General features: G+C 53.0%; 15 protein-coding genes, 1 other RNA gene and 3 pseudogenes. 7 read left to right on the plus strand and 12 right to left on the minus strand.

The window, feature by feature from the left end; genetic code table 11:
- Positions 1 to 13: 13 nt before the first annotated feature.
- Positions 14 to 208 (minus strand): annotated as a pseudogene (locus ACYU03_RS03795) (hypothetical protein); the annotation flags it as partial.
- 261 nt (positions 209 to 469) lie between these two features.
- On the opposite strand from ACYU03_RS03795, the gene ACYU03_RS03800 reads away from it, so the two are divergent.
- The 4 genes and pseudogenes from ACYU03_RS03800 to ACYU03_RS03815 all read left to right on the plus strand — a co-directional run bounded on the left by ACYU03_RS03800 (position 470) and on the right by ACYU03_RS03815 (position 6,085).
- Positions 470 to 2,359, plus strand: coding sequence for a hypothetical protein (locus ACYU03_RS03800; RefSeq protein WP_461888178.1), 1,890 nt, complete (start codon positions 470 to 472; stop codon positions 2,357 to 2,359).
- Positions 2,360 to 3,101: 742 nt separating this feature from the next.
- Positions 3,102 to 3,525: pseudogene (locus tag ACYU03_RS03805) on the plus strand (transposase); the annotation flags it as partial.
- 731 nt (positions 3,526 to 4,256) lie between these two features.
- Positions 4,257 to 4,520 (plus strand): phospholipase D-like domain-containing protein, encoded by a 264-nt coding sequence (locus ACYU03_RS03810; RefSeq protein WP_461891377.1) that lies wholly within the window; start codon positions 4,257 to 4,259, stop codon positions 4,518 to 4,520.
- A 53-nt stretch (positions 4,521 to 4,573) separates the two neighbouring features.
- Positions 4,574 to 6,085: a hypothetical protein gene (locus ACYU03_RS03815; RefSeq protein ID WP_461888179.1), complete on the plus strand. Its 1,512-nt coding sequence runs from the start codon at positions 4,574 to 4,576 to the stop codon at positions 6,083 to 6,085.
- On the opposite strand, the gene ACYU03_RS03820 is transcribed toward ACYU03_RS03815, so the two are convergent.
- Entirely contained in the window at positions 6,086 to 7,012 is a 927-nt protein-coding gene (locus tag ACYU03_RS03820; protein WP_461888180.1) for a reverse transcriptase family protein, read from the minus strand.
- Between the two features lie 307 nt (positions 7,013 to 7,319).
- On the opposite strand from ACYU03_RS03820, the pseudogene ACYU03_RS03825 reads away from it, so the two are divergent.
- Positions 7,320 to 7,966 (plus strand): annotated as a pseudogene (locus ACYU03_RS03825) (transposase).
- 17 nt (positions 7,967 to 7,983) lie between these two features.
- Here ACYU03_RS03825 and ACYU03_RS03830 read toward each other — a convergent pair.
- Both ACYU03_RS03830 and ACYU03_RS03835 read right to left on the minus strand, forming a co-directional pair.
- Entirely contained in the window at positions 7,984 to 9,579 is a 1,596-nt protein-coding gene (locus ACYU03_RS03830) for a hypothetical protein (protein ID WP_461888181.1), read from the minus strand.
- Between the two features lie 70 nt (positions 9,580 to 9,649).
- Positions 9,650 to 10,114, minus strand: a complete 465-nt coding sequence (locus ACYU03_RS03835) for a hypothetical protein (RefSeq protein WP_461888182.1) — start codon at positions 10,112 to 10,114, stop codon at positions 9,650 to 9,652.
- Positions 10,115 to 11,076: 962 nt separating this feature from the next.
- Here ACYU03_RS03835 and ACYU03_RS03840 point away from each other — a divergent pair.
- Positions 11,077 to 11,367, plus strand: coding sequence for a vWA domain-containing protein (locus tag ACYU03_RS03840; RefSeq protein WP_461888183.1), 291 nt, complete (start codon positions 11,077 to 11,079; stop codon positions 11,365 to 11,367).
- Positions 11,368 to 11,434: 67 nt separating this feature from the next.
- Entirely contained in the window at positions 11,435 to 12,664 is a 1,230-nt protein-coding gene (locus tag ACYU03_RS03845) for a hypothetical protein (protein WP_461888184.1), read from the plus strand.
- A gap of 346 nt (positions 12,665 to 13,010) precedes the next feature.
- Here ACYU03_RS03845 and ACYU03_RS03850 read toward each other — a convergent pair whose 3' ends face one another.
- The 8 genes from ACYU03_RS03850 to ACYU03_RS03885 form a co-directional block, all read right to left on the minus strand.
- The gene (locus ACYU03_RS03850; RefSeq protein WP_461888185.1) at positions 13,011 to 13,286 is read right to left on the minus strand and encodes a hypothetical protein; all 276 of its coding nucleotides are present in this window, start codon (positions 13,284 to 13,286) and stop codon (positions 13,011 to 13,013) included.
- Positions 13,283 to 14,263 (minus strand): integrase domain-containing protein, encoded by a 981-nt coding sequence (locus ACYU03_RS03855; protein WP_461888186.1) that lies wholly within the window; start codon positions 14,261 to 14,263, stop codon positions 13,283 to 13,285. The genes ACYU03_RS03850 and ACYU03_RS03855 overlap by 4 nt, the downstream gene beginning before the upstream one ends.
- Positions 14,264 to 15,218: 955 nt before the next feature.
- Positions 15,219 to 16,475 (minus strand): integrase domain-containing protein, encoded by a 1,257-nt coding sequence (locus ACYU03_RS03860; protein WP_461888187.1) that lies wholly within the window; start codon positions 16,473 to 16,475, stop codon positions 15,219 to 15,221.
- Between the two features lie 187 nt (positions 16,476 to 16,662).
- Positions 16,663 to 17,054: a transfer-messenger RNA gene (gene ssrA / locus ACYU03_RS03865) on the minus strand.
- 99 nt (positions 17,055 to 17,153) lie between these two features.
- On the minus strand, positions 17,154 to 17,432 hold the full coding sequence (locus ACYU03_RS03870) for a hypothetical protein (RefSeq protein WP_461888188.1): 279 nt from the start codon (positions 17,430 to 17,432) through the stop codon (positions 17,154 to 17,156).
- Between the two features lie 378 nt (positions 17,433 to 17,810).
- Positions 17,811 to 20,621, minus strand: a complete 2,811-nt coding sequence (locus ACYU03_RS03875; protein WP_461888189.1) for an FAD-binding and (Fe-S)-binding domain-containing protein — start codon at positions 20,619 to 20,621, stop codon at positions 17,811 to 17,813.
- A gap of 80 nt (positions 20,622 to 20,701) precedes the next feature.
- Positions 20,702 to 21,847 (minus strand): FMN-dependent L-lactate dehydrogenase LldD, encoded by a 1,146-nt coding sequence (gene lldD / locus ACYU03_RS03880; protein ID WP_461888190.1) that lies wholly within the window; start codon positions 21,845 to 21,847, stop codon positions 20,702 to 20,704.
- A 70-nt stretch (positions 21,848 to 21,917) separates the two neighbouring features.
- Positions 21,918 to 23,603, minus strand: a complete 1,686-nt coding sequence (locus tag ACYU03_RS03885; RefSeq protein WP_461888191.1) for a lactate permease LctP family transporter — start codon at positions 23,601 to 23,603, stop codon at positions 21,918 to 21,920.
- Positions 23,604 to 23,798: the final 195 nt, after the last annotated feature.

Genomic DNA, 23,798 nt, shown 5'->3' on the forward strand with positions numbered 1-23,798 from the left:
AGCAGTACCTCGCTCAGAGATTGAACACCCATGCTTTTTGCAAACGACGGGCGAGCAGCCGCAAAGTCAGCAGATAGTAATACCGCGTCGCCTCGCTGCATGGATTTAGGCGATGCTCAAGAAACCAATCCACATGCTTTTTCTGCCAAGCCCAAGGCGTCTGTCGCTGCCAACGCTCTGAGATTTCTGCTTGGATGACTCTCGCCTGATCACACCAGCATAAGCGTCAAGTACTCCTCGAACGAAAACACTGTTGATTTATACAGTTCTCATGAGTATTTTGAGGACTCTTGTGCGGGTACTCCAGCCGAGCTAGCTGACCGTGAGCGAAAAAACGTATCGATATCGCTCTAGATGGCGGTCAAGAACAGGAAGCGTTCCGATAGATTTATATCCGGGGGCCTGAACCATTTACTCAAGCGGGTCGTTCGAAATTTAATCGATTACATTCTAAAATCAGGTCAGATGAATGGCGTACACAGATATTGATCTCGGGAACCTACTGGCTGATCCAAAACCGGTAACCACCAACAGCATCGAGCCCAAACTCGGAGAGCTACCGTGGGAACAGATGCACTGGGAAGACTTTCAGAAATTGTGCGCTCGCCTGGTCCAACGTCAGTACCTACCAAGTGGCATTCAGGTCTTCCAGTACGGAAAATCTGGCCAAGAGCAAGATGGGATTGACATAATTTGGAAAACTACAGATGCATGTAAATATAGTGTCGCCGAGGTAAAACATTGGAAAGTAGTTAAGCCATCGAATATTCAAAAATGGCTTAAAGCATTCCTAGACGGTGAGCGTGCAACGGATTCTCAAATATGGATTCTGTGTCTCTCAGTCAATATCGAGGATGATACTAAACTGGTGATGGCATGGGACGCCGCGAAAACTGAGCTAGAGTCACATGACATTCAAGCATTGGTTTGGGATCGAGGCTTTATTGAAGAGCTCTTGCGAGGTAGTCCTGAGCTTGTAGAGCGCTTTTTCTCCAAAGAGATTCGAGACCGTTTCTGTTACACCCTTAGCATGCCAACCGAGGAGCCACGCCTATTCCGCCGCAACTATATTGGCCAGTCCGATTCCCACCTCACTGCCGAAAATGAAAGTGTCAGAGTGGAAGTCATTCTGCCCACTCGAAATTCTTCCCATGCGTCTGCCATCCTATCATTTGCTCGGTCAAATTTAGAAGGCGTCTCACTGGCTATCGATGGAAAAGATCTTGTGCGATGGCTGCAATGGGCGGGGCATCCTCACGATCCGTTGAAAGGTCCTTTTACATTGCCATTGAGCAATCCGGATCGCTTTCTCCTGACCACCCCAAAATTTCAACTGAGCTTGAGCAGTTCTGAATTCGAACAGCTAGACTGGTGTCTGCGACATATATGGACTCACTACCTGTCCGCAATCCAAACACTGGAAAACGATTGGAGATGCCTTAGGTTCAAGAGGCTAAGTGGATCATCCCAACCAGTCCATGCACTTATTAGCCTTCCACGTACTCTCTGGCGTCTAATAATGGAATATGTTAGCGAGCATGATTACGTCAAAGGTGAATCTGATCAGCATATTTTCGATGCGTCCAATAGTGTCCTGAAAGTATTCTCACCAGCTACTACACCGGCGCTGGATGCTGGGTATCATCTTATTTCGTATGCCTATGATGAAGGTGGTCCAACCGGCCGCTATGAGCCGAACATCAATATCTGTTGGAATCCCAATAATCTGCGTGAGCTTTCCAGTCCTTGGGGCCCTAGGGGACAATGGGATGCTGAATTCACCCATGATTGGCTGAGGTTGACACTTCTACCTAACGTCAGGGATTGGCACCAACGTAAAAGCCAGCAGAATCTATCTTGGTTGACCAATCCGGTTGAAAAGCTAACAGGGAATTCTCCCGTTCTAGCCATGGAGGATTATGTCATTTCACTAGCTCGGCTCAGCATGCGGCATATTGCTGAGGCAATGACAGTCGAAGAATTGAATCGCTGCCTACATGCCATGCAATTGCATTTCAGTTGCCTTAGCACTTCGGCTGTTCTCGAGCAAGATCTACTTATCAGCGTGTTGCGATGCGTTCAACATTTGGCTTACCGCCTACCTGAGCAGCATCATAACTACATCCGGGGCAACCTTCAACTTGGTCGAGAACCACTGGTAGAGAGCCTCGCTGAACTGATAGCGTCCAATAATACTAATTCGACCAACTGCACGATGCTGGAAATGGCGCTTCGATCGCTAATTTGCTGCAGTGAGAATTTGATCTGGACTGATAGTGACGTGAAGTGGGTTAAACAGATGCTTGAACCGGTCTGGGCAAGAATGCGCGAAGACCTGTTGTGCGAAATGTTTTCCTAAGGTCGAGATCAAGGTCAGCGCGTGCGTAATCACAAGGGTAATAGGAGAATCTTTTTTAACTTAGGTTTCTCCCTCTGTATTGATATAGCGCTGGGCAACTCTAATCTTGCAGCCTCAGCTTTCTTTAGTTCACGGATCTACGATCCATCAGATCAGATCCCAGCCGAATTATCTGCCGTACGGTGAAGCCTATTACTGACAAACCATGTTCGTAAGGCAAGATATGAATACCTGTAGTACTGAGATAGTAGGGCTGCTTCGCAGCCCATCGCCGGCAAGCGCTGCTCCCACAATGGGGACCGAGTAAGTGCTGGGGGGCTGCGATATTCTAGGAGTGCGGGGTGCGTATTGCTTGAAGCCTGATTGCGGGGGATTGTAATCAGGTCACTTGAATGGTGCGGAGACAGACAGACGGTTGTTGGACGTGAGGGCCCGGTTTTCGCGGGGCTGGAATTTGGTGGATTTTTTGATGTACCTCATAGGGTATCTATAAAAAAATCAGTTAGTTATGGCTTTCCGTGGAATCGAACTTGGAAAATTTGGACTCCAGTGAGAGATCCGACCACCCGCTTCAAATCCCAGGTAGGGAACGACATAAAACGGCCAGAAGCAGACGTTCGCTTTCCCCCCTTATAATCCTTGTGCACTAAATTCTGTACGAAAGTAAGAGAACCTGAATCGAGGCCCCTCGGAGGCTGAAATTTTGCAGGGCTTCCCGCCATCTAAGGAAAGGAATTCTGTGATGGTAAAGCGTTATGAGCTCTTGGTTAAGGCCTGGATTGTGGTTGCTGATCTCTTCACCGAAACCCATGGCCAAGGACGATCCCGACTGGGCAACCGCCTGAAGCTCGATGGCGTGCTCTGGTTGCTTTGCTCGGTTGCTGCGTGGGGAGATATGCCCGAGCGCTTTTGCCTGTGGTCAACGGTTTCGGGACTGGCGAAACCAGGGGACATTCGATCAGATGCTTAAACGCTTGTACCTGAGTTTGAATGGGCAACAACTAATCGATTTGCAAACCTGGACGGTCGACTCAACTACTGTACGCGCAACCCAAGCCTATTCTGGTGCTAGGCCGGATGCAGCTATTAGACCAACTGCAGCAGAAACGAAGACTGCCGTCCAGGTCATTGCTGCAATAGGCCCCAGCAGAGGCGGCCAATCAACTCCTTCAAGGCTTGGCCATATTAGTTATGGAAATATTACTGAAAGAGAAAATTACATGTTCGAAAATAAAAGCGCTTGACTGCCTCTTTAACAAATATTGAGTACTACACCAGAGCAATGCCACCTGATAAATTATGCTAAGCACTAGATTAAAACCTAAAATCATACTATTATTTGCAATAAGTAAAAGAGGTGCCAGGCGATCTCAAAAACCTCGTAACAAATCCAACACCTGGCTCATTAAAAATAAAAACCAAACTACGAGTCTATTATTCTGGAGAGTGACGCACGAATGAACAACCTGAATTCTTACCAGATTAATAACGATGGTAATTTTGATTTAAACTTTGTCGATAACAGCACAAGCTCAGACAGCGGAATAACAGTCTATTTTAGAAAAATCGAGAAAAATCTAATTGAACACATAAAAAATCAGACGCAGTTTTCGGAGCAGTCGCATGGTTAACAAGCACCAGAGTTCTTAATGCACTATCCAAGCTAGACAACGTAGCCATCATAGTACAAAAAGAGGATTTTTTACGCCCTGATGTTGGTGCAAACGCGGACTTTGATAAAGCATTGCGTCGAAAGTACAATGCATTGAAGTGCAGCCTTACAAGGTACTCATTCAACAACATACTGAGTTCAGTATCAGTTGCCAGCGACCCCGCAATGCCGCCAATTCGATGTGTGGGCAATCATAACTCTGATAAAAAACCTGCTTTTCCACGCATGCACAACAAATTCTTGATATTCGCACGAGTTCAAGAAAGTTTAGATGACTCTATACCGGAAGTAGTCACACCTTACGCCGTATGGACAGGCTCTTTCAATCTGACTAAAAATGCAACCATGTCATTGGAAAATGCGCTATACATTACTGACAAGGCAGTAGTTAATGCATACTTCAACGAATTCGGACAAATTGCGGCTATGTCCGAGGAGCTCGACTGGACATCTAGATGGTCAGCACCGGAGTGGCGAATAGGTACATAACCTAACTACCAACCTTAAATAGGCCAAGACACATAATAATGTAAGGAAAACAAATGGCGCAATCTTCTGAATTAACTGGCGGCGCGGGCTTTGATTTTGAGGGGCATATAGCCGCTTATTTTCTTTCTTCATTGCTGACCAGTGACGTACGCCCACCTTTCAACCTACGAGCCAAGTCCGTTGCAATGCAGCAATCAGCTTTTGGCGCACCACTTGATGATATCATAATCACATTCGAGGACTCCTACCAATCAACGCTACACTTACAAGTAAAGCGAGCCTTGATAATATCGGCTGCAAAAACCAATACAGATTTCAGAGAGGTAGTTATAAACTCATGGTCAACCTTTAAAGACCCCAAAAACACGCATTTACATAATAATTACGGAGCTGCAACTGGATCAATCTCCAGTAAAGGTCTACGCAATTTAAGAACAGTATGCTTGGCCGCTCGAAACAGCCATAATGAAAAGATTTTCTTCTCAAGAAACAACAAATCCGGAACGGCAAGCAAGTCTTTCGACGACTTTATAAAAATAATTCGCACAATTTTATCAGATAATAAAATTTTATTTTCAGATTCAGAACTTCATAATTTTTTGAAAAATTTTGTGATATTGCATTTTGATATTCTTACTCCAGAATCCATTACTAATACAGAAACGATAAACAGATTAGCCCAGGTCCTGACAGCACCTCATCGAGCGAGTGGCTTATTGGAAAGCTTAAAAAATATTGCTAGAGAAGGCGCTAGCGTCGCCGCGAGTTTTGATAGGGAATCGCTAAAGCGAAAGTTATATCCGTTATTCGCCTTTACCAGCGATATAGCTGATCTGAAAACGCTAGTAAAAACACCCCATCTGAATCAAGAACAGCAGCATAAATGTATAGCGGACGCTACAATCTGCGATGCAATTTTATCAAGCTTAAATTTAGAGAGCGGCCTTATACACGTCACAGTTATTATAGTCACTGACAACCCTCAAGCGCTTGCACATGAAATAAAACGCTGGAAGAATAAGTTAAAACGCAGCTCATTGCTATTGAGCGATGACAACAGCAGCTTTGACGACATGTCTTTAACCGATCTTTTCAAGAAGTTCCATTTCGCGAACATCTTATTGCAAGAGCTAGCCACCGCCGAACTTTCTATCTATATTTACTACGCTAGGAATACTGATGGTGTGAATGAATGGGGGGCTGAGAAGCTAGAGAAAGAAATTATAATGACACCTATACTTCACCGCTTAAGCCATAAGCATGAGACAATTAAAACAGTATACTCGGAAATACCTGAAATTGAACGCATTACGAATACTGCGTCACATGAGGTTTTAGAGAGATACCGCCGACAGATTCAGCCGAAGATTGCCAGCACTTATGCAAAAAACAAACAAGAACTAGTTCAGCTTTCAGATCTAATTGCCAATATTGCCGCAAGCTTTCTTACGAGCGGCTCAACTTACCCACCAGAATACATAGCTTACATTAGAACCAGAATTCGATATGGCGAAAATATTGCTACGGGAGAAAAGCATCTCAGGGATAGAAACCCAATTGCATGATCAATCGATCATCGCCCATAATTTTTTGGCAAATTGCGGTTCGACAGAATGAGCATACGCGATAAACCCCTCGAATTGAGCTCTCGAAGGTGCAATGGAATTACTGCCGGAAGAAAAATGAAAATGATCGTCTCCATACTTATTTATGAAGTACGCAATCAGCCTAAGTTTCCGTTTCATTTGTTTTGGCAGCCTGGGTTTCGCGTGATCAACGACAGACAAACCAGTGACAAATTGACGAGCGCCACGGTACTGGATGTAGCAGCCACTTCCTCGCAATGTAAAGCCGCTAGCCTCAACTAACTGCTTAATTGTTGGCGATGCAGGAGGTGTGCTCCCTGAAAACGTGATGTTATCCGCGTAGCGACTATACGTAGATGAAGTCACCCTAGCTAGTTCCAACATATCTAAATCTAATTTTCTGCATGCAATATTTGAAATTACGGGACTACACCTTGTGCCTTGCAATAAATAGCCATCTATAGTGCACAGTCTCGCTAAAAGCTCTGCTATATGTCTATCCCCTCCTAATGATACAAAAGCTTGAAAAACTTGCGACTCAGTAATTGAATTAAAAAAGTCTTTTATGTCCGCATGCACAACCACATCTTTATTAAGATGTAGTGCTGCATTCGAAATAGTTGATCGTCCTTTCAAAAAACCTTGTACATGCTGTTCAAAGCAGACGCTATTTGCGACAATCATTGCGATGGACCGATGAAGATTAGCAAGCCACTTATCCTGGGCTTTATAGACCTGCCTGAATTCTCCGCTCCGACCTCTTCCTCGCTTGGGTATGTTTAAAATCTGATAATAATCTGCCTGACATTGAGCTTGCATGTACTCTAAAAGCCTTTCCGGCCGGGTGCCCACTGCAACCGACAGTTCAGCAATATCGTGAATCTGATCGATTTTAGCTTTAGTCATGGAGGCATGCCGAAATGAGGGATGGAGTGGCTGGATGGAATTTGTAAGACCTCAAAATGTCGAGTACGGACTCGTACCCACGGACGTAACCGCAGTCAGTCATCCAGCCACTGGTCAGAAAATACCATAGGATTTAGCGACGCGGTAGACGAATTAATCTACCACGCAGGTACTCTGAGCTTGCTGACGAGAAGCTCCCTTCACATCATAGCTAGGCTCTGTACGAAATCTCGAGAAACCCAATCGCTGCCCCTCGAACGCTGATATTTTGTAGAATCCCACGCCATCGACGGAAAGGAGTTCTCTGATGGCAAAGCTTTACGGACTCTCGGACGAGGCCTGGTGTGTGGCCTCCGACCTCGTCATCGGAGTTCATGGCCGAGGGCGGCCAGAGCGCTTCGGTCCATGGTCAACGATATATCAACGGTGTCGAAGCTGGCGGAATCAGGGGACATTCGATCAGATACCCAAACGTCTGCAAATCTGGATGATCGACTCAACCGCAGTATATGCGACTCGAGCCTCTTCTGACGCTTGGAAAAAAGGGGGCCGTTGCGCTTCCTTCTCTCTGGCCGTAAAGCCAGTGGCATCAACTACGCCTTGCCACTGCTGGACGAAGTCGGCATTCCATCAAGCCAACGCAAGCGCTGTAAATGGCTGTTTGCCGAAAAGGGCTACGACGCCGAAGCGCTACGCCGCTACTGCGACCAATATCGAAAGCAACCCGTTATCCCTCTGCGCTCGATGAAGAGCAAGCCTAAGCCTTGTTTGCCCAGGCTCTTTGATCGGCCCAAGGACCGACAGCGCAACATCATCGAGCGCATGTTTGGCTGGCTGAAAGAAAACCGCTGGATCGTAACGCGCTTCGACAAGCTCGCGAAAAGCTATGTCGCAATGGTCACGCTCGCCTGTTGGCTGCGATGCTTGCGACATTACTTTTCATACAGAGCCTAGTAAAGTTATACATTATTTTAATTGGATGGACGCCTCGTAAATTTATACTTCTTAGCCAGCCTGTCTGCAAAACCTTCCTCATTGACACTCCAGGTTTCATAAATCAGCTGACTAGCGCCGTACGGATGAACCTCCAGCCTGGACTTCATTCCACTTAACTGGTCATCTATGATTGTGACCCCATCCAAATACAGGTCTATATCTCTAACTGCAAGTTTATCCCCCTCCCAGAAATGATAATTGCCTTCAGGTCCAGCTATAAACCCACGCACCAGGACATTTATAAATTCATTGGCTTGAATTACAGGATATCCATCTACTTTCCATCCATGGAGTACCCGGGTAGATGTAACAATTGATCCGCGAACCTTATCAACTTTAGCATGACCCCAGCCGACTTGACACAATAGGCTATCGAGATTTTTGCTGTCTGACAATAAAGGAACTCGAGCTTTTAATTGACTTCCTCCTTTTTCTATATGCCATAAAGTGTTGCGCATTTCATGCATATTGCAGGGGTGGTAGACATGTTTGCACTCCAAAAATAAAAGCATGCCATCTTTATATGCCAATATGTCAGCATCAAGATCTTTCCCGAAGGGTAAGCCTACCTCTATCTCCACGAGAAAGCCTGCCTCCAACAAAGCCGACCTCAGCTTTACAATCATAGGATCGCAACCTACTGGCCAACCTTTATGGAGCCGATTCGAGACGTATATATTTCTTGCAATATTTGAAGCAGAAAGAACTCTGGATGAGAAAACAATATCATCGCCTGCTGGAATAAGCGGGAAGTACTGAATGTCAATCAAATCGCCCTCCACCGGAAGGGATAGCATGTTAATTACTTCCTCAGCCACCTCCTCTGGCATCCCAAGAGTTAGAGACGTCACCACACCTTTTCTTGGAATGATATTTATAGCAGATTGAGCCGTTATAAATTTCCTCTCATCTTCGGGCATCTCCTCCAAGGCCAATTCATACATGCATGCAATAAACGAAAGTAACCTTTGCGCATGCAGGAGGTGACGAATATTAATCCCCGGTTTAATTTCCCGGACAAGGGGGTCATCATCAGAGTAATCGTCAACATCCAATTTCATCACTGAGAGAAATTCTTCTATGAATAAGCCCTTGTAACCTATTACACCAACTACAGAATGAGGGACTGCAAAAACTAGCCGACGCACAGGCTCTTCTTTTATGTAAATAAATTTTTTTAGTCCAGCATCATAGAGTTTCTTCGCCTCCTCTATGAGTGACGGCATTTTCAATTTAGAAGAGTGGTGAAGCTCTGCAGTTTTCTGAACCCGTATGATTGATTGCTTTTCTTGCTGTACGTAACCTAGACGGACGGTTTTCTCGAATATTTGATCTGTCGAGAAAACATGAACTTTGTTCCCAACCTGTCTAGCCCCGTAAGGCAAGCCATCTAACATCACCTCGGCTTGTTTAAAAGCATTTAGCTGAGCGGCAGCAGTCAAAATAAATATATATGCATTAGAGCCATTTAGCCCATCTGGGTCAACCCTCTGCCAGTCCGATAAAGTTACCCCAAAACGTTTTTTGAAAATTCCAACCACGGTAGAAAACGCTTCAGCGAAATCCTCCATGCTGTGATGTAGCGGATTGTCGCTGGGCAGATTTTTGTCGCCGCCATTCCACTGCCCCAAAAACATACGATCAATTACAACAAATATAGATTTTAATATAACCCCCCCTAAATCTTTCGACCTCTCCGACTATATATGAGTAAATAGGCTTTATTTGCAAGCGCAAGCTGTGTAATGCTTGCACAGATAGCAGGTATTCTAAAGCTTCCGATTTGAAGCTGCAGTTTTTCCCCACCAATATCATTACATCAACTGCATTGCACGCTGACTCTCCGAAATCGTATCTAGAAATCCGGAAAAATCCTTTGTCACGCATATCCCACACTGCTTGCTCCCTCTTTGCTTGTAATAACGCGAGAGCGAGCGCGGCGGACTCATGAGTATCTTGGCATTCGAAGAGGGAAGAAAGCTTTTTTAAGTAACTCTTATAGTCGGATTTAGAGCTTTCCGTCAGAACATCGGGATCAAATACACTTATCATTTCAGAGGGTGTTGCGTGAGCCCGGAACCTTTCAAGAGCTGCTGAAATATCCATTTCACTTAATCTCATAATAAATTATTTTAATGCGCTCACTACACGTTACGCGCCCATCATTTGCTGCTTTCCCTTTATTATTGAAAGCGCTCCGCCTCTCCGTGCCTCAATGCTTCCTTGCTGTGGCTTATTCTTAATGTCTTGTAGGCTGTTGTGTGCACCTACCTTCTGTTGGGCCTGCGCACTGCCTTGTAGTGCGCCATACTCCATATCACAACTCCTTGCACTAAACAAAAGTAGCGATGTGCAGATAGCCCATCTACGTATTGTCGAATATACCGCGCTTGGCTGCGGCTCCGATTTGGGGTGCTTGGCTGCCCCTGTGGCACACCAGACAGCGGTGTATAGCGCTGCGAGTAAGTTGCGGAAACTAGTCAAGTAGGTGCCCAAACATGTCGCCCAGGGGCATCATAGTACACTGCCGGAACTCCAACACCATCGCCTCTTCAGAGGCTGTCAGCTTGGCGCTGCACGGATTGGCAGGCCCCATCCGTGCATCCTTCTTAGTGGTTCGTGATCGCCACATGGCGATGGTCTTCACGTTCAGTCAGTAGCGGGCGGCGAGCTTTCGATCCGACTCTCTCCACACTTGAACTTGGCTCGAATTCGCGGCGTCGTGCGGGCTGAACACCATGGATACGTCCTTCCAAAATGCATCCTCCTCCTGGGGGGATTAAGGATGCACCATGACTCTCTGGTGCTAAGCACCTAGACTTCGGCTACGACCTAGCGGGTGAGCACTTCATCCGCTGCTGATGCCAGCATATTGCCCTTAGCTCCTATTACTGAAAGACTAGAACCTACTTGCTTATCCGGAAAGGGATTTCACGGTTCGTATGCATGAGTTCCCCCTTCCAATAGAGAGTTCACATGACAGATCAAGTACTGTTCAACGACGATCATTCGCCGATAACCCTGAGCCTAGGGTCCCCTGCCTACTTCTTCTGGACGTGTCGGTAAGCATGCGCGGTCGCCCGCTCACGGAACTGAACGCAGGCCTACAGCAGCTCAAAGATGAACTGGCTGCCGAGTCGCTCGTAATGCAACGCTTGGAAGTACCAGAAAAGGTGGAGATGCCACTCACCATTGTCGATGGTTTTTACCCTCCGAAGCTAGTGGAGCAAGGCGACACCTCAGTGGGTCAAGCCATTACCATTGGCTTGGACATGCTCGAGAGCCGTAAAGCACAAATACGAGTCGCAGGGGTTCGCGCCGCGAATGCCTCACACCCAAATAAACAGTGGGTAGATTGATATATCTTTGAGGCCCAGCTCGATCGGTGACTTACTAGATATCGCACATAAAATTCAGGACAATAAAATGAAGATTTCGCTCATAGACAACGGACTTGATTCTTTACGAAAAGGTTATGTACACCTTGAAAAATATGAGGCATTACTAAACAAGCAAGCTAGCGATGAGGAGCGATTTTCAGCCTTGAAGGATTCCGTGCTTTCCATTCAGCACGGAGTCGAAATACTCTTCAAGTTCTCACTTAAAGAAAAGAACGAGCTACTTCTTTTTACAGACATCTCAAAACTGAAAGAAGCTTACAAGAGTCGCCGTGACGGCGCTATCCAAGAACTATATGAATTTGAAGGTTTGCATACGGTCACGTTCAAGGAATCCATTGAGCGCTTAAGGGACATTTGCGGCGTCACCATGAGCGAAAAACTCGTGAAAAACTTAAAAAAAGTTGAAGGCTGGCGTAACAATATTACTCACAGCGCAGTACTTCTACGCGAGACCGAGGTAGCTAATGTTTTAATAAAATTCCTTGCCGAGCTGGACGAATTCTTTAGCCCTTTGATCGGCCCACCTTATCTAGAGGGCCAAGGTCGGACAGAGTTAGATCGCGCATATCGCCTGACAAAGGCCGCATACGGAGAACTACAAAACAAGATAAAAGCGCTAACTGTAGAACGTTTAATAGTAGCACTGCAATTAAATGGAATTAAAAACGTTAGCGATTCCAGCTCTTTCATTGTCAAAGAACCATTGAAAGCCTTATCAATATTAAAACAAATGCAGGGGGACGAAATAAGATACGGCTGCGACTTCATTAACTTGCATTGCTCCGGACATGCAGAAGTAGAAAACCTGACTTCAGACAACATACTCACAATAAACGCCATCGACACTCAAACCCAGTACCAATTTTGTTTTGATGCATTAGTAATTTATATCCCAAAAATCAACAACGATAAATCCCCATTGATATTTATGTACGCCAAGAGTATCTCACCGCTCGGCGCCAAGCCTTACCTAAAAGATGATATAGGGCACTCACTGCAATGCGGAATTAAATTAATTGGCGACGAATCATGCCTATGGGATAGGGCGAGCTACGAGCAAGCAAAGCTAGACTACAACTCTAACAACCCTTCACTTCCGCCACACAAAGAAGTAATTAGATTCCTAAGTGGCGGACCAACTTGCTTTATGAACGTTCAGGGTTTAGATTACGGGTCTGCTCATCGCATTCTTGACGAGCAAAAAATCTCAAGCCCGGATGCATTACACTTGGCGTTCCAGGAACTAAGCGAATAATAGTCCGTAGACCAGTGCTTAATTTGCTCTGTCAACTTTAGAGCATCGACAACGGTCATAACATAAATCCCCCGTAAATCTGCCCTAAACAGAGGACAGATTTACGGTCACAGTCAGAACTTACGTCACTTAATAGTAACCCAGCCTAGCACACTCACTGAACAAAAATCGCACACTTTCTTCGCGTAGACGAGTGCTTACGATGTGCATGCCTGGATGCTGGCTGCATTCTTTGTGTATCGCTTACATCAACTAGAAGTTACTGGTGAGTGACATCCAACATTGACCAGCCACCGACGACCACTTAAGCCGATTTGCCACCATTCTTTACTAGATAGATACTAATTTAGTGTTTAAGGAACCAAGATTTCTTTAATCTACGAGCGAGAAAGCGCGCAGTTAGCAGGTAGTAATACCGTGTCGCGTCACTGCTTTGACCTAGGCGATGCTGGAGAAACCAGTCAACATGCTTTCTCTGCCAGACCCAAGGTGTCTCTCGCTGCCAGCGATTTGCAATTTCAGCTTGAATAACCCTCGCCTGCCGCAAATGGCGTTGCCGCGTCGCGTGCGACCCGGTCAGCACGCCAGCCAAGAACAGTTCCATATCGAATCGCTTGCTCATTTCCGTCCTCCGATGTAGGCCGCGACCACCTCGATACGACCGTGCCCAAGCTCGTAACTGATTTGCCTCCGGGCCTCGTGATCAAGGTTCCTATCGACCTGGCAACATTGGCCCCCATTGATTGGCGCGGGGTGTTGGGTGATCTGCTCGTAGCGCTCACATGCGTAAGCCGCTCGTAGTTCATGGAAGCCTTTGAGTTCGTGTATTTGCAGGATGTCTCGCGCAGAGCGGATGCTTTCTTGCAGAAGATTCAGGTAACTTTCGTTTGGCGCAATCAGGTTGCGGCTACCTGCAGGTGACGCCTGCCATGCGAACCCAAGTGCACCACGAATATGGTCGTTCACTGCTATCCAACGTGGCGCCGAAGCGCCGGCGCGGCCGCCCTTGGTGCCCTCTTGAATGTTAATCCTGTCTAGGTCGCTAGCCTCACGGCTCAGCCGTGGCAAGTCGGCTAGGATCGCCTCACGCAAGCGCATGCCGGTGGCTCGCGCCAATAGGACAACAGCGGCGGCCCGAAGCTGATGATGGCGGCAAAGCGCATCTACGATCTGCTTAACCTGCGCGCGGTCTTGGCCCTGCGGCGTCGACTGTCTAACCCCGGTGCGCTGCATACCCAACGCCTTGCTCGGGCTGGGCAATTTCACGTACTGATCACCGCGAAGCGCCGCCATGGTCCTGTTAACGCTGGATAGCCGATTTTGTGCGGTACTGACGGCGAGGTCACCGCGCCTAACCACGTCGCGCAGATACGCCGCATAGTCGGCCAACACCTTCCGATCAATCTGCCGCGCATCATTGATGCCGGGCCCCTGTTCGGAGCGGCACCACTTAACGAATGCCTGCCACCGATCACAGTGTGCCTTCACCGTGCCGTAGTGGCCGCTGCCGAACATGTCTTTCAACGCCTGCGGCGCTGCATAGCTCAATTGCCTGCCGTAGCCGAAATTTCGGCCATCGCGTCTACCCACCAATGCCATATCGGTCACCTCATCGTTCGCTCTCCGATCCTCGCCCCACGTCATCCCGCCAAGAATGTTGAGTGTTATCAGGGATCAAGGCCCCTGCGACCTGTGGGGAATGTCCTCTTCGCGGGACTGGCGGCTCCTTACGTCCGAGAGCAAGGGCATCTCATGATCTGGCCTCCTGAACACCGTTACCGGTGGGCGGGCGGAGGCAGTGCTGGCTGACTAAACCAGCGCCTGAAGATCCTGAGCCGGGTGAACGCAGCAATGCGATGACCGGGGCATGCCTGACTGTCAGTCAGGTGCAGTCCATTCCTTGGTCTGCGGCACCATCATCTGCATGGCTGTTGCTGGTGACATCGGCGTTTGTCACGCCGATTGTCACGAGGGGGAATGCCGCAAAGCCTCGTGCGATCAGGGCTGCAGCAGTGTTAGAAGTGCCCGTCTCTTTCCAGGAGAAAGAGACGGGCGCAGGTTGGCGCAAGATTCGGCTAAGCGGATAGGTTGCTGCAGGGCAGCGAAGTAGGAGGTGTTGTCTGGCGCACGAGGGCCAAGATGTGAAGTAGGCATCCATCACCGGGGAGGTGACCGGGCGAGCTGCCGGATGCGAGTCGCCATTTGGGGGGGAGAACCACCGCGAGAACGGCGTGACCTTCAAGGTTCGGGTCACCTGGGTTGCTGTCATCGACAGCGCTTGCACAGCCAGTTCTACGCCTGTGGATAAACCGGGTCAAGGGTCGAGATTCAGGGCCACATTGGACTTGAAAAACGATTGTCCACCGGTGGAACTCCGTGGCAAACCCCGGACAGCGTGGTTGCTTTTAGCTCTTCAAAGTAAGGTCCATCCAAACAGGGCGGCTTTGCAGCCCTGTTTGGATGGACCCGCGCTGAGAAGCGGAAAAGCGAGGCTGCTCGCCCTGAATCTTGAACGCTCAATTGTTGTTGCTGCCGTTAATGCGCCTGCACAGCGCTAGCGTATCGGCACCACGTTTTTGTCTCTGACTTGGCCGTATGCTGAGGCGAGCAGGCTGCCGGTGGCGGCTTTCTGGATGTGCTCACTCCACCAAGCCATCATCGGGCGTCGGCGCTCGATGTAGTCGGCTCGGTTGTAGGTGCTGCGTACCTCGTCCTTATCGACGTGCGCCAGTGCGACCTCAATGAGTTCCGGGTCCCACCCATGTTCATTCAAGATGGTGCTGGCCATTGAGCGCATGCCGTGGCTCACCAACCGATCCTGGAACCCCATGCGTTTCAACGCCATGTTGGCGGTTTGGCTATTGGCGTGGGTACGTGGATTTCTGTCTGCCGGGAAGACGAATTCGCGATGGCCGCTGTGAGTTTTCAGTGATTCCAACAGGGCGATAGCGTGATCACTCAACGGGATGTTATGTGGGCGGCGCTTCTTCATCCGCTCCGCCGGGATAGTCCAGACACGCCTTTCAAAGTCGATGTCTGCCCAGCGAGTAGTTGCCGCCTCGGAGGGGCGAGTCATAGTGTGCAACTGCCATTCGATCAGGCAGCGGGTAGTGCGTTTGATGCTGGCGTTCGCGATCTCCAGCATGAGCTCTGGGAGTTCTTCGGGCGGAAGCGCAGCCATATTCTCTTTCTTGGGCTTCTTGAAGACTGCCCTGATGCCGCTCAGCGGGTTGGCGAAGATCAGGCCGGAGTTCACGCCGTAGGTCATGATCTCGTTTAGTCGCTGGCTGAGACGCTTGACCGTCTCTAGGCTGCCTTTCGCTTCTATCGGTCGAAGCAATGCGATCACCATCGGCGCGGTGATTTTCGTCAGTGGTGTCGTCCTCAAATCGGGGAATACATGCAGAGAGAGTGACCGCCAAATGTCCTCGGCATAGGCCGGGGTGACCGAGTCTTTCTTGAGCTCGAACCACGCGGTGGCCACGTTCTCGAAGGTGTGTTCCGTTTCTGCGCGCTTGGCTTCATTCAACGTATTGCGCTGCACCTTGGGATCGATGCCTTGGGCTAGCAGCTCGCGCGCTTCGACTGCCTTCTTTCGTGCGTTCGCCAAAGACAGTTCGGGGTAGGTCCCGAAGCCGATGTTGATGCGCTTTTTGGTCACCGGTTCGCGGTAGTTGAAATTCCACAGCAACGAGCCGTTGCTGCGTACGCGGAGCTGCAAACCGTCGCCGTCAGTGAGGACGTAATCCTTGGACGCGGGTTTGACTCCCTTGAGCTGTCGATCGGAGAGACGGAGGTTCTGAGCAGGCATGAGATTCTCCTCAGGCACTGATTCGGTATTCCAAAGACTAGCACCGGATGAGGTGGAATACCGCCTGGAATACCCGAACGGTTGGAACTCAAAAACTCTCAAAAGACCGCAAAAGCGCTGGAGGCCGCGTATTTACTGGATCGCAGGCACAAAAAAAGACGTCCGTGGACGTCTTTTTTTGATCAATTGGTGGAGCCGGGGGGATTTGAACCCCCGTCCGCCAGTACTCCGCTGTCGGTACTACATGCTTAGCCGTGTCTATTGAGTTAACCCGCAGCCGCCCGACGGGCAGGGTGCTTTGGGCGAGTTGTGTAAGTTTTAGCCACTTCGTCCACAACGTACTACGCGGCGATCCTGTTCTGTATGACAATCATTTCGGGTTTACAGGCATCCCCTAATGATTGCTGGAGCCGAAGCTACCAGGAGAGCGGGCTCGGCTGCTTACGCAGCGAGAGCGTAACCCTCGTAGTTTTCGTCATTGGCAACTATAGAAAGTTGCAACAGTGGATTTACGAGTTCTGTTACCAACTCGGCATGCACCTAGAGTTTCGCTACCGGCGTCGAATCCTAATCGGCCCCATTTGCTGCTCTAGCTGACGCGCTCTTCAACGCGTGGGGCCAGTATACGTGATCGCGCGGGCGACGTCGACAGCAGGTCCGGTCGCCCATACGAAGAGCTTATACGCCGTTGCCGCCTTTCTCGGTTTTCTCCAGGCGCTCCAGTACCTTGCTGGTAATGGCGATGCAGTCCTCATTATTGCCTGCGGACTGGGCTGCCTTGGCTTTGTCGACGTGTTCGGTGATGGCCTTGTCCAGGCCTTCGGATGTGGCGCCGGCGGTGGCTATCTTGTCGTCTATCTTCTGCAGGTTGAGGGTACAGAGGTCCTCGTCAGCGAACACCGGCGAGGCCAGCAGCGTGACTGCTGCGAAAAGAGCGGAAAGCGCAGTACCTTTCATGGGTGTCTCCTTGGGCTTTGAAGGCCTCTGGAAGGTGGGCCTATGGGGTGGACTGCGCCAGAAAGACGGGGGTTCAATCGAGTTGCGGAGCGCAGGGCAAGCCTCACGCTGTCGTTGTAGGAGATCGCCCAGTCTTTGGGTTGCGCCGTCGCGCAGAGAACAAATGCTGCAAGCATGGCGAGTCCCCTGTAAGCGGCGGTTCGGCGCCCCGACTTGCCCGCGAATGCGGCAGTGAATTTACCGACGCAATCGCGGGCAAGCCCGCTCCTACAGATTCTCTATGGGAGCCCCTTGCTAAAAGATCGGGCCGCTACGCACAGGCATGCGGCACCGATCCATCGCCATCTGACGCTGGCTCCTAGCCTTGTAGCCCCTAGGCTACAGGGGCCGCGCCCGGGTCACGCGGTCTACCAGGTAGACCAAGCCGTGGTAGTCGATGCCACTGTGGCTGGACAGGCCGATCTCACAGGTGCGGCTGGTGGAGATGCCTTCGCTGCAGTACTGCACCGCATCCTTGAGTGTGCGCAACGAATGGGCGTTGAGCTCCGGCGTGGTGAAGCCCTTGTCGCCGGCAAAGCCACAACAATGGATGCCCTCGGGAATCACCACCTGCTTGCTGCAGCGCCGTGCCAGGTCGATCAACGCCTGGCTTTCGCCCAGGTGCTGGGTGCTGCAGGTCACGTGTACGGCCACCGGCTCGTCCTGGGGCGTGAACTCCAGCCTGTCCACCAAGTGGGTGCGGATGAAACGCACCGGGTCGTAGAGGTCCAGGCGGGTTTCGCCCAGGTCCTGGACCAGGCGTAGGGTGCAGGGGCTGGTGTCGCAGTAGATTGGGTCGAGCCCGCCGCGGCTGGCGTGGAGTAGGGCATTGATCAGTTCTTGGCGCTTGTGCTCGGCTTGCTCGGGGTAGCCCTTGGATGCGAACGGTTGGCCGCAGCACAGGCTGTCGGCATTGTCCGGGAACACCACTTGGTAGCCAGCTTTCTCCAGCAGGGCGCGGGTCTTGTCGAGCAGCGAGCTCTGTTCACGGTCGCCGGCGGCCGGCCCCATGACGCGGGAGACGCAGGCGGCCAGGTAGACCACCCGTGGCCGGGCATCGTTGCTCGCTGGGCCAAAGTCGATTGCACGTAGCGGCTGCGGCATCGCCGGTGTCCACTGCGGCAGGCGGCCGTTGCTGACCCTGCTCAGAGAGGCGCTGAGACGGCTCAGGCGTGGTGCGCCGAGCAGCTTGCGTGCGCCGTCGGCTGCGGCCAGGGTCAAGCGGGCGCCGCGCAGGGCGGACTGGAAGTGCTCGGCCAGCCAGTCGGCGGTCTTGGGGTGGTCGGCGGCTTCGCTGCGCAGCTTCTTCACCAGTTCGCCGGTATTGATGTTCACCGGGCAGCGTTGGGCGCAGAGGCCGGTCGCGGCACAGGTATCGATGCCTTGGTACTGGTAGTCGCGCTCCAGGGCGGCCGTGTCTTCTCCGGCACGGCGCCTGGCCTGGATATCGCGCCACATGACGATGCGTTGGCGCGGGCTGAGGGTCAGCCCCTTGGAAGGGCAGACCGGCTCGCAGAAGCCGCATTCGATGCACTTGTCGACGATCTCGTCGGCGGCCGGCAGCGGCTTGAGGTTCTTCAGGTGCAGTTGTGGGTCGTCAGTGAGCACCACGCCGGGGTTGAGGATGCCGGTGGGGTCGAGCAGGCGCTTGAGCTGCCACATCAGTTGGTAGGCGTCATGGCCCCATTCCAGCTCGACGAAGGGCGCCATGTTGCGTCCGGTACCGTGTTCGGCCTTGAGCGAGCCGCCGTATTCCACGGCCACCAGGTGCGCGACGTCGTCCATGAAGGCCGAGTAACGCGCTATCTGCTCCGGCGAGTCGAAGCCCTGGGTGAAGACGAAGTGCAGGTTGCCTTCCAGGGCATGGCCGAACAGGATGGCCTCGTCGTAGCTGTGCTTGTCGAATAGCGCGATCAGGCGGTTCACGCCCTCGGCCAGTTGCTCGACGGGGAAGGTGACGTCTTCGATGATCACCGTGGTGCCGGTCTCGCGCACCGCGCCGACGGCCGGGAAGGTGTCTTTGCGGATGCGCCAGAGCTGGTTGTAGACCACCGGGTCTTCGCTGAAGTCGACCTGCTTTTCCACCGGGAATTCGGCGATGGAGGCGCTGATCTGCGCCAGTTGTTCATGCAGCAGCGATTGAGTTGCCGCACGGGATTCGATGAGGAGCGCGCAGGCCCCGCCGGACAGGCTTTTTACCCACACCGGCATGCCCTGCATGTTTTCCACCGAGCGCAGGCTGCGGCGGTCGAGCAGTTCGACCGCCGATACCGGCTGCTGCTTGAGCATCGTCACCGCGTTGCAGCAGGTCTCCACGTCGGGGAAGACGATCAGCGCGCTGGCTTTGTTCGGATGGTCGGGCACGGTGTCGTAGGTCACCGCGCTGATGAAGCCGAGGGTGCCTTCGGAACCGACCATCAGGTGGGTGAGGATATCCAGTGGTTCGTCGTAGTCCACGAGTGCGTTCAGCGACAGCCCGGTGGTGTTTTTCAAGCGGTACTTGTGGCGGATCTTCGCGGCCAGCTCGGTATTGGCGCGGGTCTTGCGACCCAGTTCACCGAGTTGTTCGAGCAGGGTGCCATGGCTCTGGCGAAAGCGGGCGACGCTCTCGGGCTCTTCGCTGTCGAGCAGGGTGCCATCGGCCAGCAGCAGGCGCATGCCGGCCAGGGTGTGGTAGCTGTTCTGCGCCGTGCCGCAGCACATGCCGCTGGCGTTGTTGGCGACGATGCCACCGATCTTGCAGGCATTGATCGAGGCTGGGTCTGGGCCGATCTTGCGGCCGAACGGGGCCAGCCAGGCGTTGGCCTGGGCGCCGATGACGCCTGGCTGCAGGCGGATCTGCGTGCCGTCGCCGCGGATGTCGCGGCCGTTCCAGTTGTCGCCCAGCACCAGCAGCACCGAGTCGCTCACCGCCTGGCCGGAGAGGCTGGTACCCGCGGCGCGGAAGGTGACCGCGACCTGCTGGGCGTACGCGGCCTTGAGCAGGGTGGCGACTTCCTCTTCGCTCTCGACGCGGATCACCAGCTTGGGGATCAGGCGGTAGAAGCTGGCATCGGTGCCGAAGGCCAGGGTCGAGAGCGGGTCGTCGAAACGCCGCTCGCGGGGGATCAGGTGTTCTACCGTGGCGAGGAACGCGGTGGGCAGGCTCATGCAATCTCCTCGTGGGGCCGTGGCGTCTGACGCGCCGCATGCCCCGGTCAATCAGGCTGTGATGGGTGTGGGCGCGGCAATCAGGCGCCCAATTCGCGTACCAATGAGTCGCGGGTGATCTCGCTGATGGACTTGGCGCCGGTGAGCACCATGGCCACGCGCATTTCTTTGTCGAACAGGTCGAGCAGGTTCTTCACGCCGGCTTCGCCTGCAGTGGCGAGGGCGTAGAGGAACGCGCGGCCGATCAGCACGGTGTCGGCGCCCAGAGCGATCATGCGCACCACGTCCAGGCCGCTGCGGATACCGGAGTCGGCGAGGATCTTCAGGTCGCCCTTCACGGCGTCGGCAATGGCCGGCAGGGCACGGGCGCTGGACAGCACGCCATCGAGCTGGCGGCCGCCGTGGTTGGAGACGACGATACCGTCGGCACCGAATTTCACCGCGTCCTTGGCATCTTCCGGGTCGAGGATGCCCTTGATCACCATCGGGCCATCCCAGAATTCACGGATCCACTCCAGGTCCTTCCAGGAAATGGACGGGTCGAAGTTGGCGCCCAGCCAGCCGATGTAGTCGGCAAGGCCCGTAGGGCTGCCACGGTACTTGGAGATGTTGCCCAGGTCGTGCGGCTTGCCCAGCAGGCCTACGTCCAAGGCCCACTGTGGATGGGTCATGGCCTGCCAGATGCGGCGCAGCGGTGCGTTCGGGCCGCTCATGCCGGAATGCGCGTCACGGTATCGGGCGCCAGGCACCGGCATGTCCACGGTGAACACCAGGGTGGTGACGCCGGCCGCCTTGGCACGCTCCAGGGCATTGCGCATGAAGCCGCGGTCTTTGAGCACGTAGAGCTGGAACCACATGGGCCGGTCGATGGCCGGAGCGACTTCCTCGATCGGGCAGACCGACACTGTCGACATGGTGAAGGGAATGCCCTTGGCAGCGGCGGCGCGGGCTGCCTGGACCTCGCCACGGCGGGCGTACATGCCGGTCAGGCCAACCGGCGCCAAGGCCACTGGCATGCTCAGTGTTTCGTTGAACAGACGGGTCTCGAGGCTCAGCTCGGACATGTTCTTCAGCACGCGCTGGCGCAGGGCGATGCCGGCCAGGTCTTCGACGTTGTGGCGCAGCGTGTACTCGGCGTAGGCGCCACCGTCGGCGTAGTGGAACAGGAACGGCGGCAGCTTGCGCTGGGCTGCGGCGCGGTAGTCGGTAGAGGCAGAAATGATCATGTGGTCTCGCAGCGTTGGTTGAAAGGGGCGGCTGCCGGGCGCGCTCGAGACGCTCCCGGCCCCTGTCACTTTAGTGAACCAGCATGCCGGTCAGCCAATAGGCCTGGACCAGGGTGATCAGGCCGACGATGGTGGCGAAGAACAGGCTGTGCTTGAGGGTGAAGCGGAACAGGTCCGACTCCTTGCCGACCAAGCCGGTGGCGGCGCAGGCCACAGCGATCGATTGCGGCGAGATCATCTTGCCGGTCACGCCGCCGCTGGTGTTGGCCGCGACCAGCAGGGTGTCGTTGACACCGATCTGGTGTGCGGTGGTCGCCTGCAGAGAGCTGAACAGGGCGTTGGACGAGGTGTCGGAACCGGTCAGGAACACGCCCAGCCAGCCGAGGAACGGCGAGAAGAACGGGAACGCGGCGCCGGTGCCGGCCAGTACCAGGGCCATGGTCGAGGACATGCCCGAATAGTTGGTGACGAAGGCGAAGGCCAGGACCATGCCGATCGACAGGATAGGCCAGCGCAGCTCGTAGAAGGTCTCCTTCAAAGTGGTCAGACCAGTTTTGACATTGATCTTCAGAACCAGCATTGACAGCAATGCGGACAGGAAGATCGCCGTGCCGGTGGCGGAGATCGGGTCGAGTTTGAACACCGCAGGCATCGCGGTCGGCGTAGTGACGATCGGCGCGGTCTTGATCACCAGTTGGTCCAGGTGCGGGATGGCGAAGTTGAACACCCAGTTGTACATGGAGCCACCTGCGGCGAAGGCGGCTTTGAAAGGCTTGAGGGTCCAGATGGTCACCAGTGCGGTGAGGATCAGGAACGGCGACCAGGCCTTGAGGATCTCGCCGAAGCTGTAGGGCGAAGGCGTAGTGTTGCGCGCACCGCCAAAGCCACCCATCACGGCCGCGCCGCCGGAGACACCGACCACTTCGCTGTCTTCGGCACGCTTGGGCTGCCAAACCTTGAGGAACAGGGTCAGGGAAATCAGGCTGGCCAGGGCCGAGGTGATGTCCGGCAGTTCAGGGCCGATGAAGTTCGAGGTGAAGTACTGGGTGATGGCGAAGCTCAGGCCGGCAACCAGGGCGGCAGGCCAGGTTTCCTTCACGCCACGCAGGCCATCCATCATGAACACCAGCCAGAATGGCACGAACAGCGACAGCAGTGGCAGCTGGCGGCCAGTCATGGCGCCGATCTTGAACGCATCGATACCCGTCACCTGGCCCGCGACGATGATCGGGATACCGAGGGCGCCGAAGGCTACTGGTGCGGTATTGGCGATCAGGCACAGGCCCGCGGCGTACAGCGGGTTGAAGCCCAGGCCCACGAGCAGGGCGGCGGTGATCGCCACCGGCGCGCCGAAGCCGGCTGCACCTTCGAGGAAGGCGCCGAAGCAGAAGCCGATCAGCAGGACCTGCAGGCGCTGGTCATCGGTGATCGACAGCACCGAGCTGCGGATCACTTCGAACTGACCGCTCTTGACCGTCAGTTTGTAGAGGAAGACCGCGGCGACGATGATCCAGGCGATGGGCCACAGGCCATAGGCGAAGCCGTAGCCGGCAGCGGCGAAGGCCATGTCGGCAGGCATCTGGAAGGCAAAGATCGCAACCAGTATCGACAGGCCAAGGGTGATGCTGCCTGCGACATGCCCCTTCATGCGGAACACGGCCAGGGCCAGGAAGAAGAATACGATGGGGATGACCGCCGCCAATGCGGACAGGCCGAGACTACCAAGCGGACTATAGATTTGTTGCCAGGTTTGCATATGGGGTGGCCCCTAATTGTTGTTGGTCAGGCGCTGGCATTGGATAATTGGTAATACCAATTTACAATGGCTGGACGCTAGGTTAAAAGCCTCTCGGCAGGCGTGTCAATTTGTCCCAAGCGAAACTTTGGTCGGATACCGATGGATGGGCTGGCTGATCGGTGGGGAAAATTGCCAACTGATGGGTGTCGGCGA

The organism is Pseudomonas sp. X10 (assembly GCF_054889225.1).

Coding starts and splice junctions, on each gene's coding strand:
- ACYU03_RS03800 (WP_461888178.1), top strand. CDS start 470: ATGGCGTACACAGATATTGATCTCGGGAACCTACTGGCTGATCCAAAA.
- ACYU03_RS03810 (WP_461891377.1), top strand. CDS start 4,257: ATGCACAACAAATTCTTGATATTCGCACGAGTTCAAGAAAGTTTAGAT.
- ACYU03_RS03815 (WP_461888179.1), top strand. CDS start 4,574: ATGGCGCAATCTTCTGAATTAACTGGCGGCGCGGGCTTTGATTTTGAG.
- ACYU03_RS03820 (WP_461888180.1), bottom strand. CDS start 7,012: ATGACTAAAGCTAAAATCGATCAGATTCACGATATTGCTGAACTGTCG.
- ACYU03_RS03830 (WP_461888181.1), bottom strand. CDS start 9,579: ATGGAGGATTTCGCTGAAGCGTTTTCTACCGTGGTTGGAATTTTCAAA.
- ACYU03_RS03835 (WP_461888182.1), bottom strand. CDS start 10,114: ATGGATATTTCAGCAGCTCTTGAAAGGTTCCGGGCTCACGCAACACCC.
- ACYU03_RS03840 (WP_461888183.1), top strand. CDS start 11,077: ATGCGCGGTCGCCCGCTCACGGAACTGAACGCAGGCCTACAGCAGCTC.
- ACYU03_RS03845 (WP_461888184.1), top strand. CDS start 11,435: ATGAAGATTTCGCTCATAGACAACGGACTTGATTCTTTACGAAAAGGT.
- ACYU03_RS03850 (WP_461888185.1), bottom strand. CDS start 13,286: ATGAGCAAGCGATTCGATATGGAACTGTTCTTGGCTGGCGTGCTGACC.
- ACYU03_RS03855 (WP_461888186.1), bottom strand. CDS start 14,263: ATGGCATTGGTGGGTAGACGCGATGGCCGAAATTTCGGCTACGGCAGG.
- ACYU03_RS03860 (WP_461888187.1), bottom strand. CDS start 16,475: ATGCCTGCTCAGAACCTCCGTCTCTCCGATCGACAGCTCAAGGGAGTC.
- ACYU03_RS03870 (WP_461888188.1), bottom strand. CDS start 17,432: ATGAAAGGTACTGCGCTTTCCGCTCTTTTCGCAGCAGTCACGCTGCTG.
- ACYU03_RS03875 (WP_461888189.1), bottom strand. CDS start 20,621: ATGAGCCTGCCCACCGCGTTCCTCGCCACGGTAGAACACCTGATCCCC.
- lldD (WP_461888190.1), bottom strand. CDS start 21,847: ATGATCATTTCTGCCTCTACCGACTACCGCGCCGCAGCCCAGCGCAAG.
- ACYU03_RS03885 (WP_461888191.1), bottom strand. CDS start 23,603: ATGCAAACCTGGCAACAAATCTATAGTCCGCTTGGTAGTCTCGGCCTG.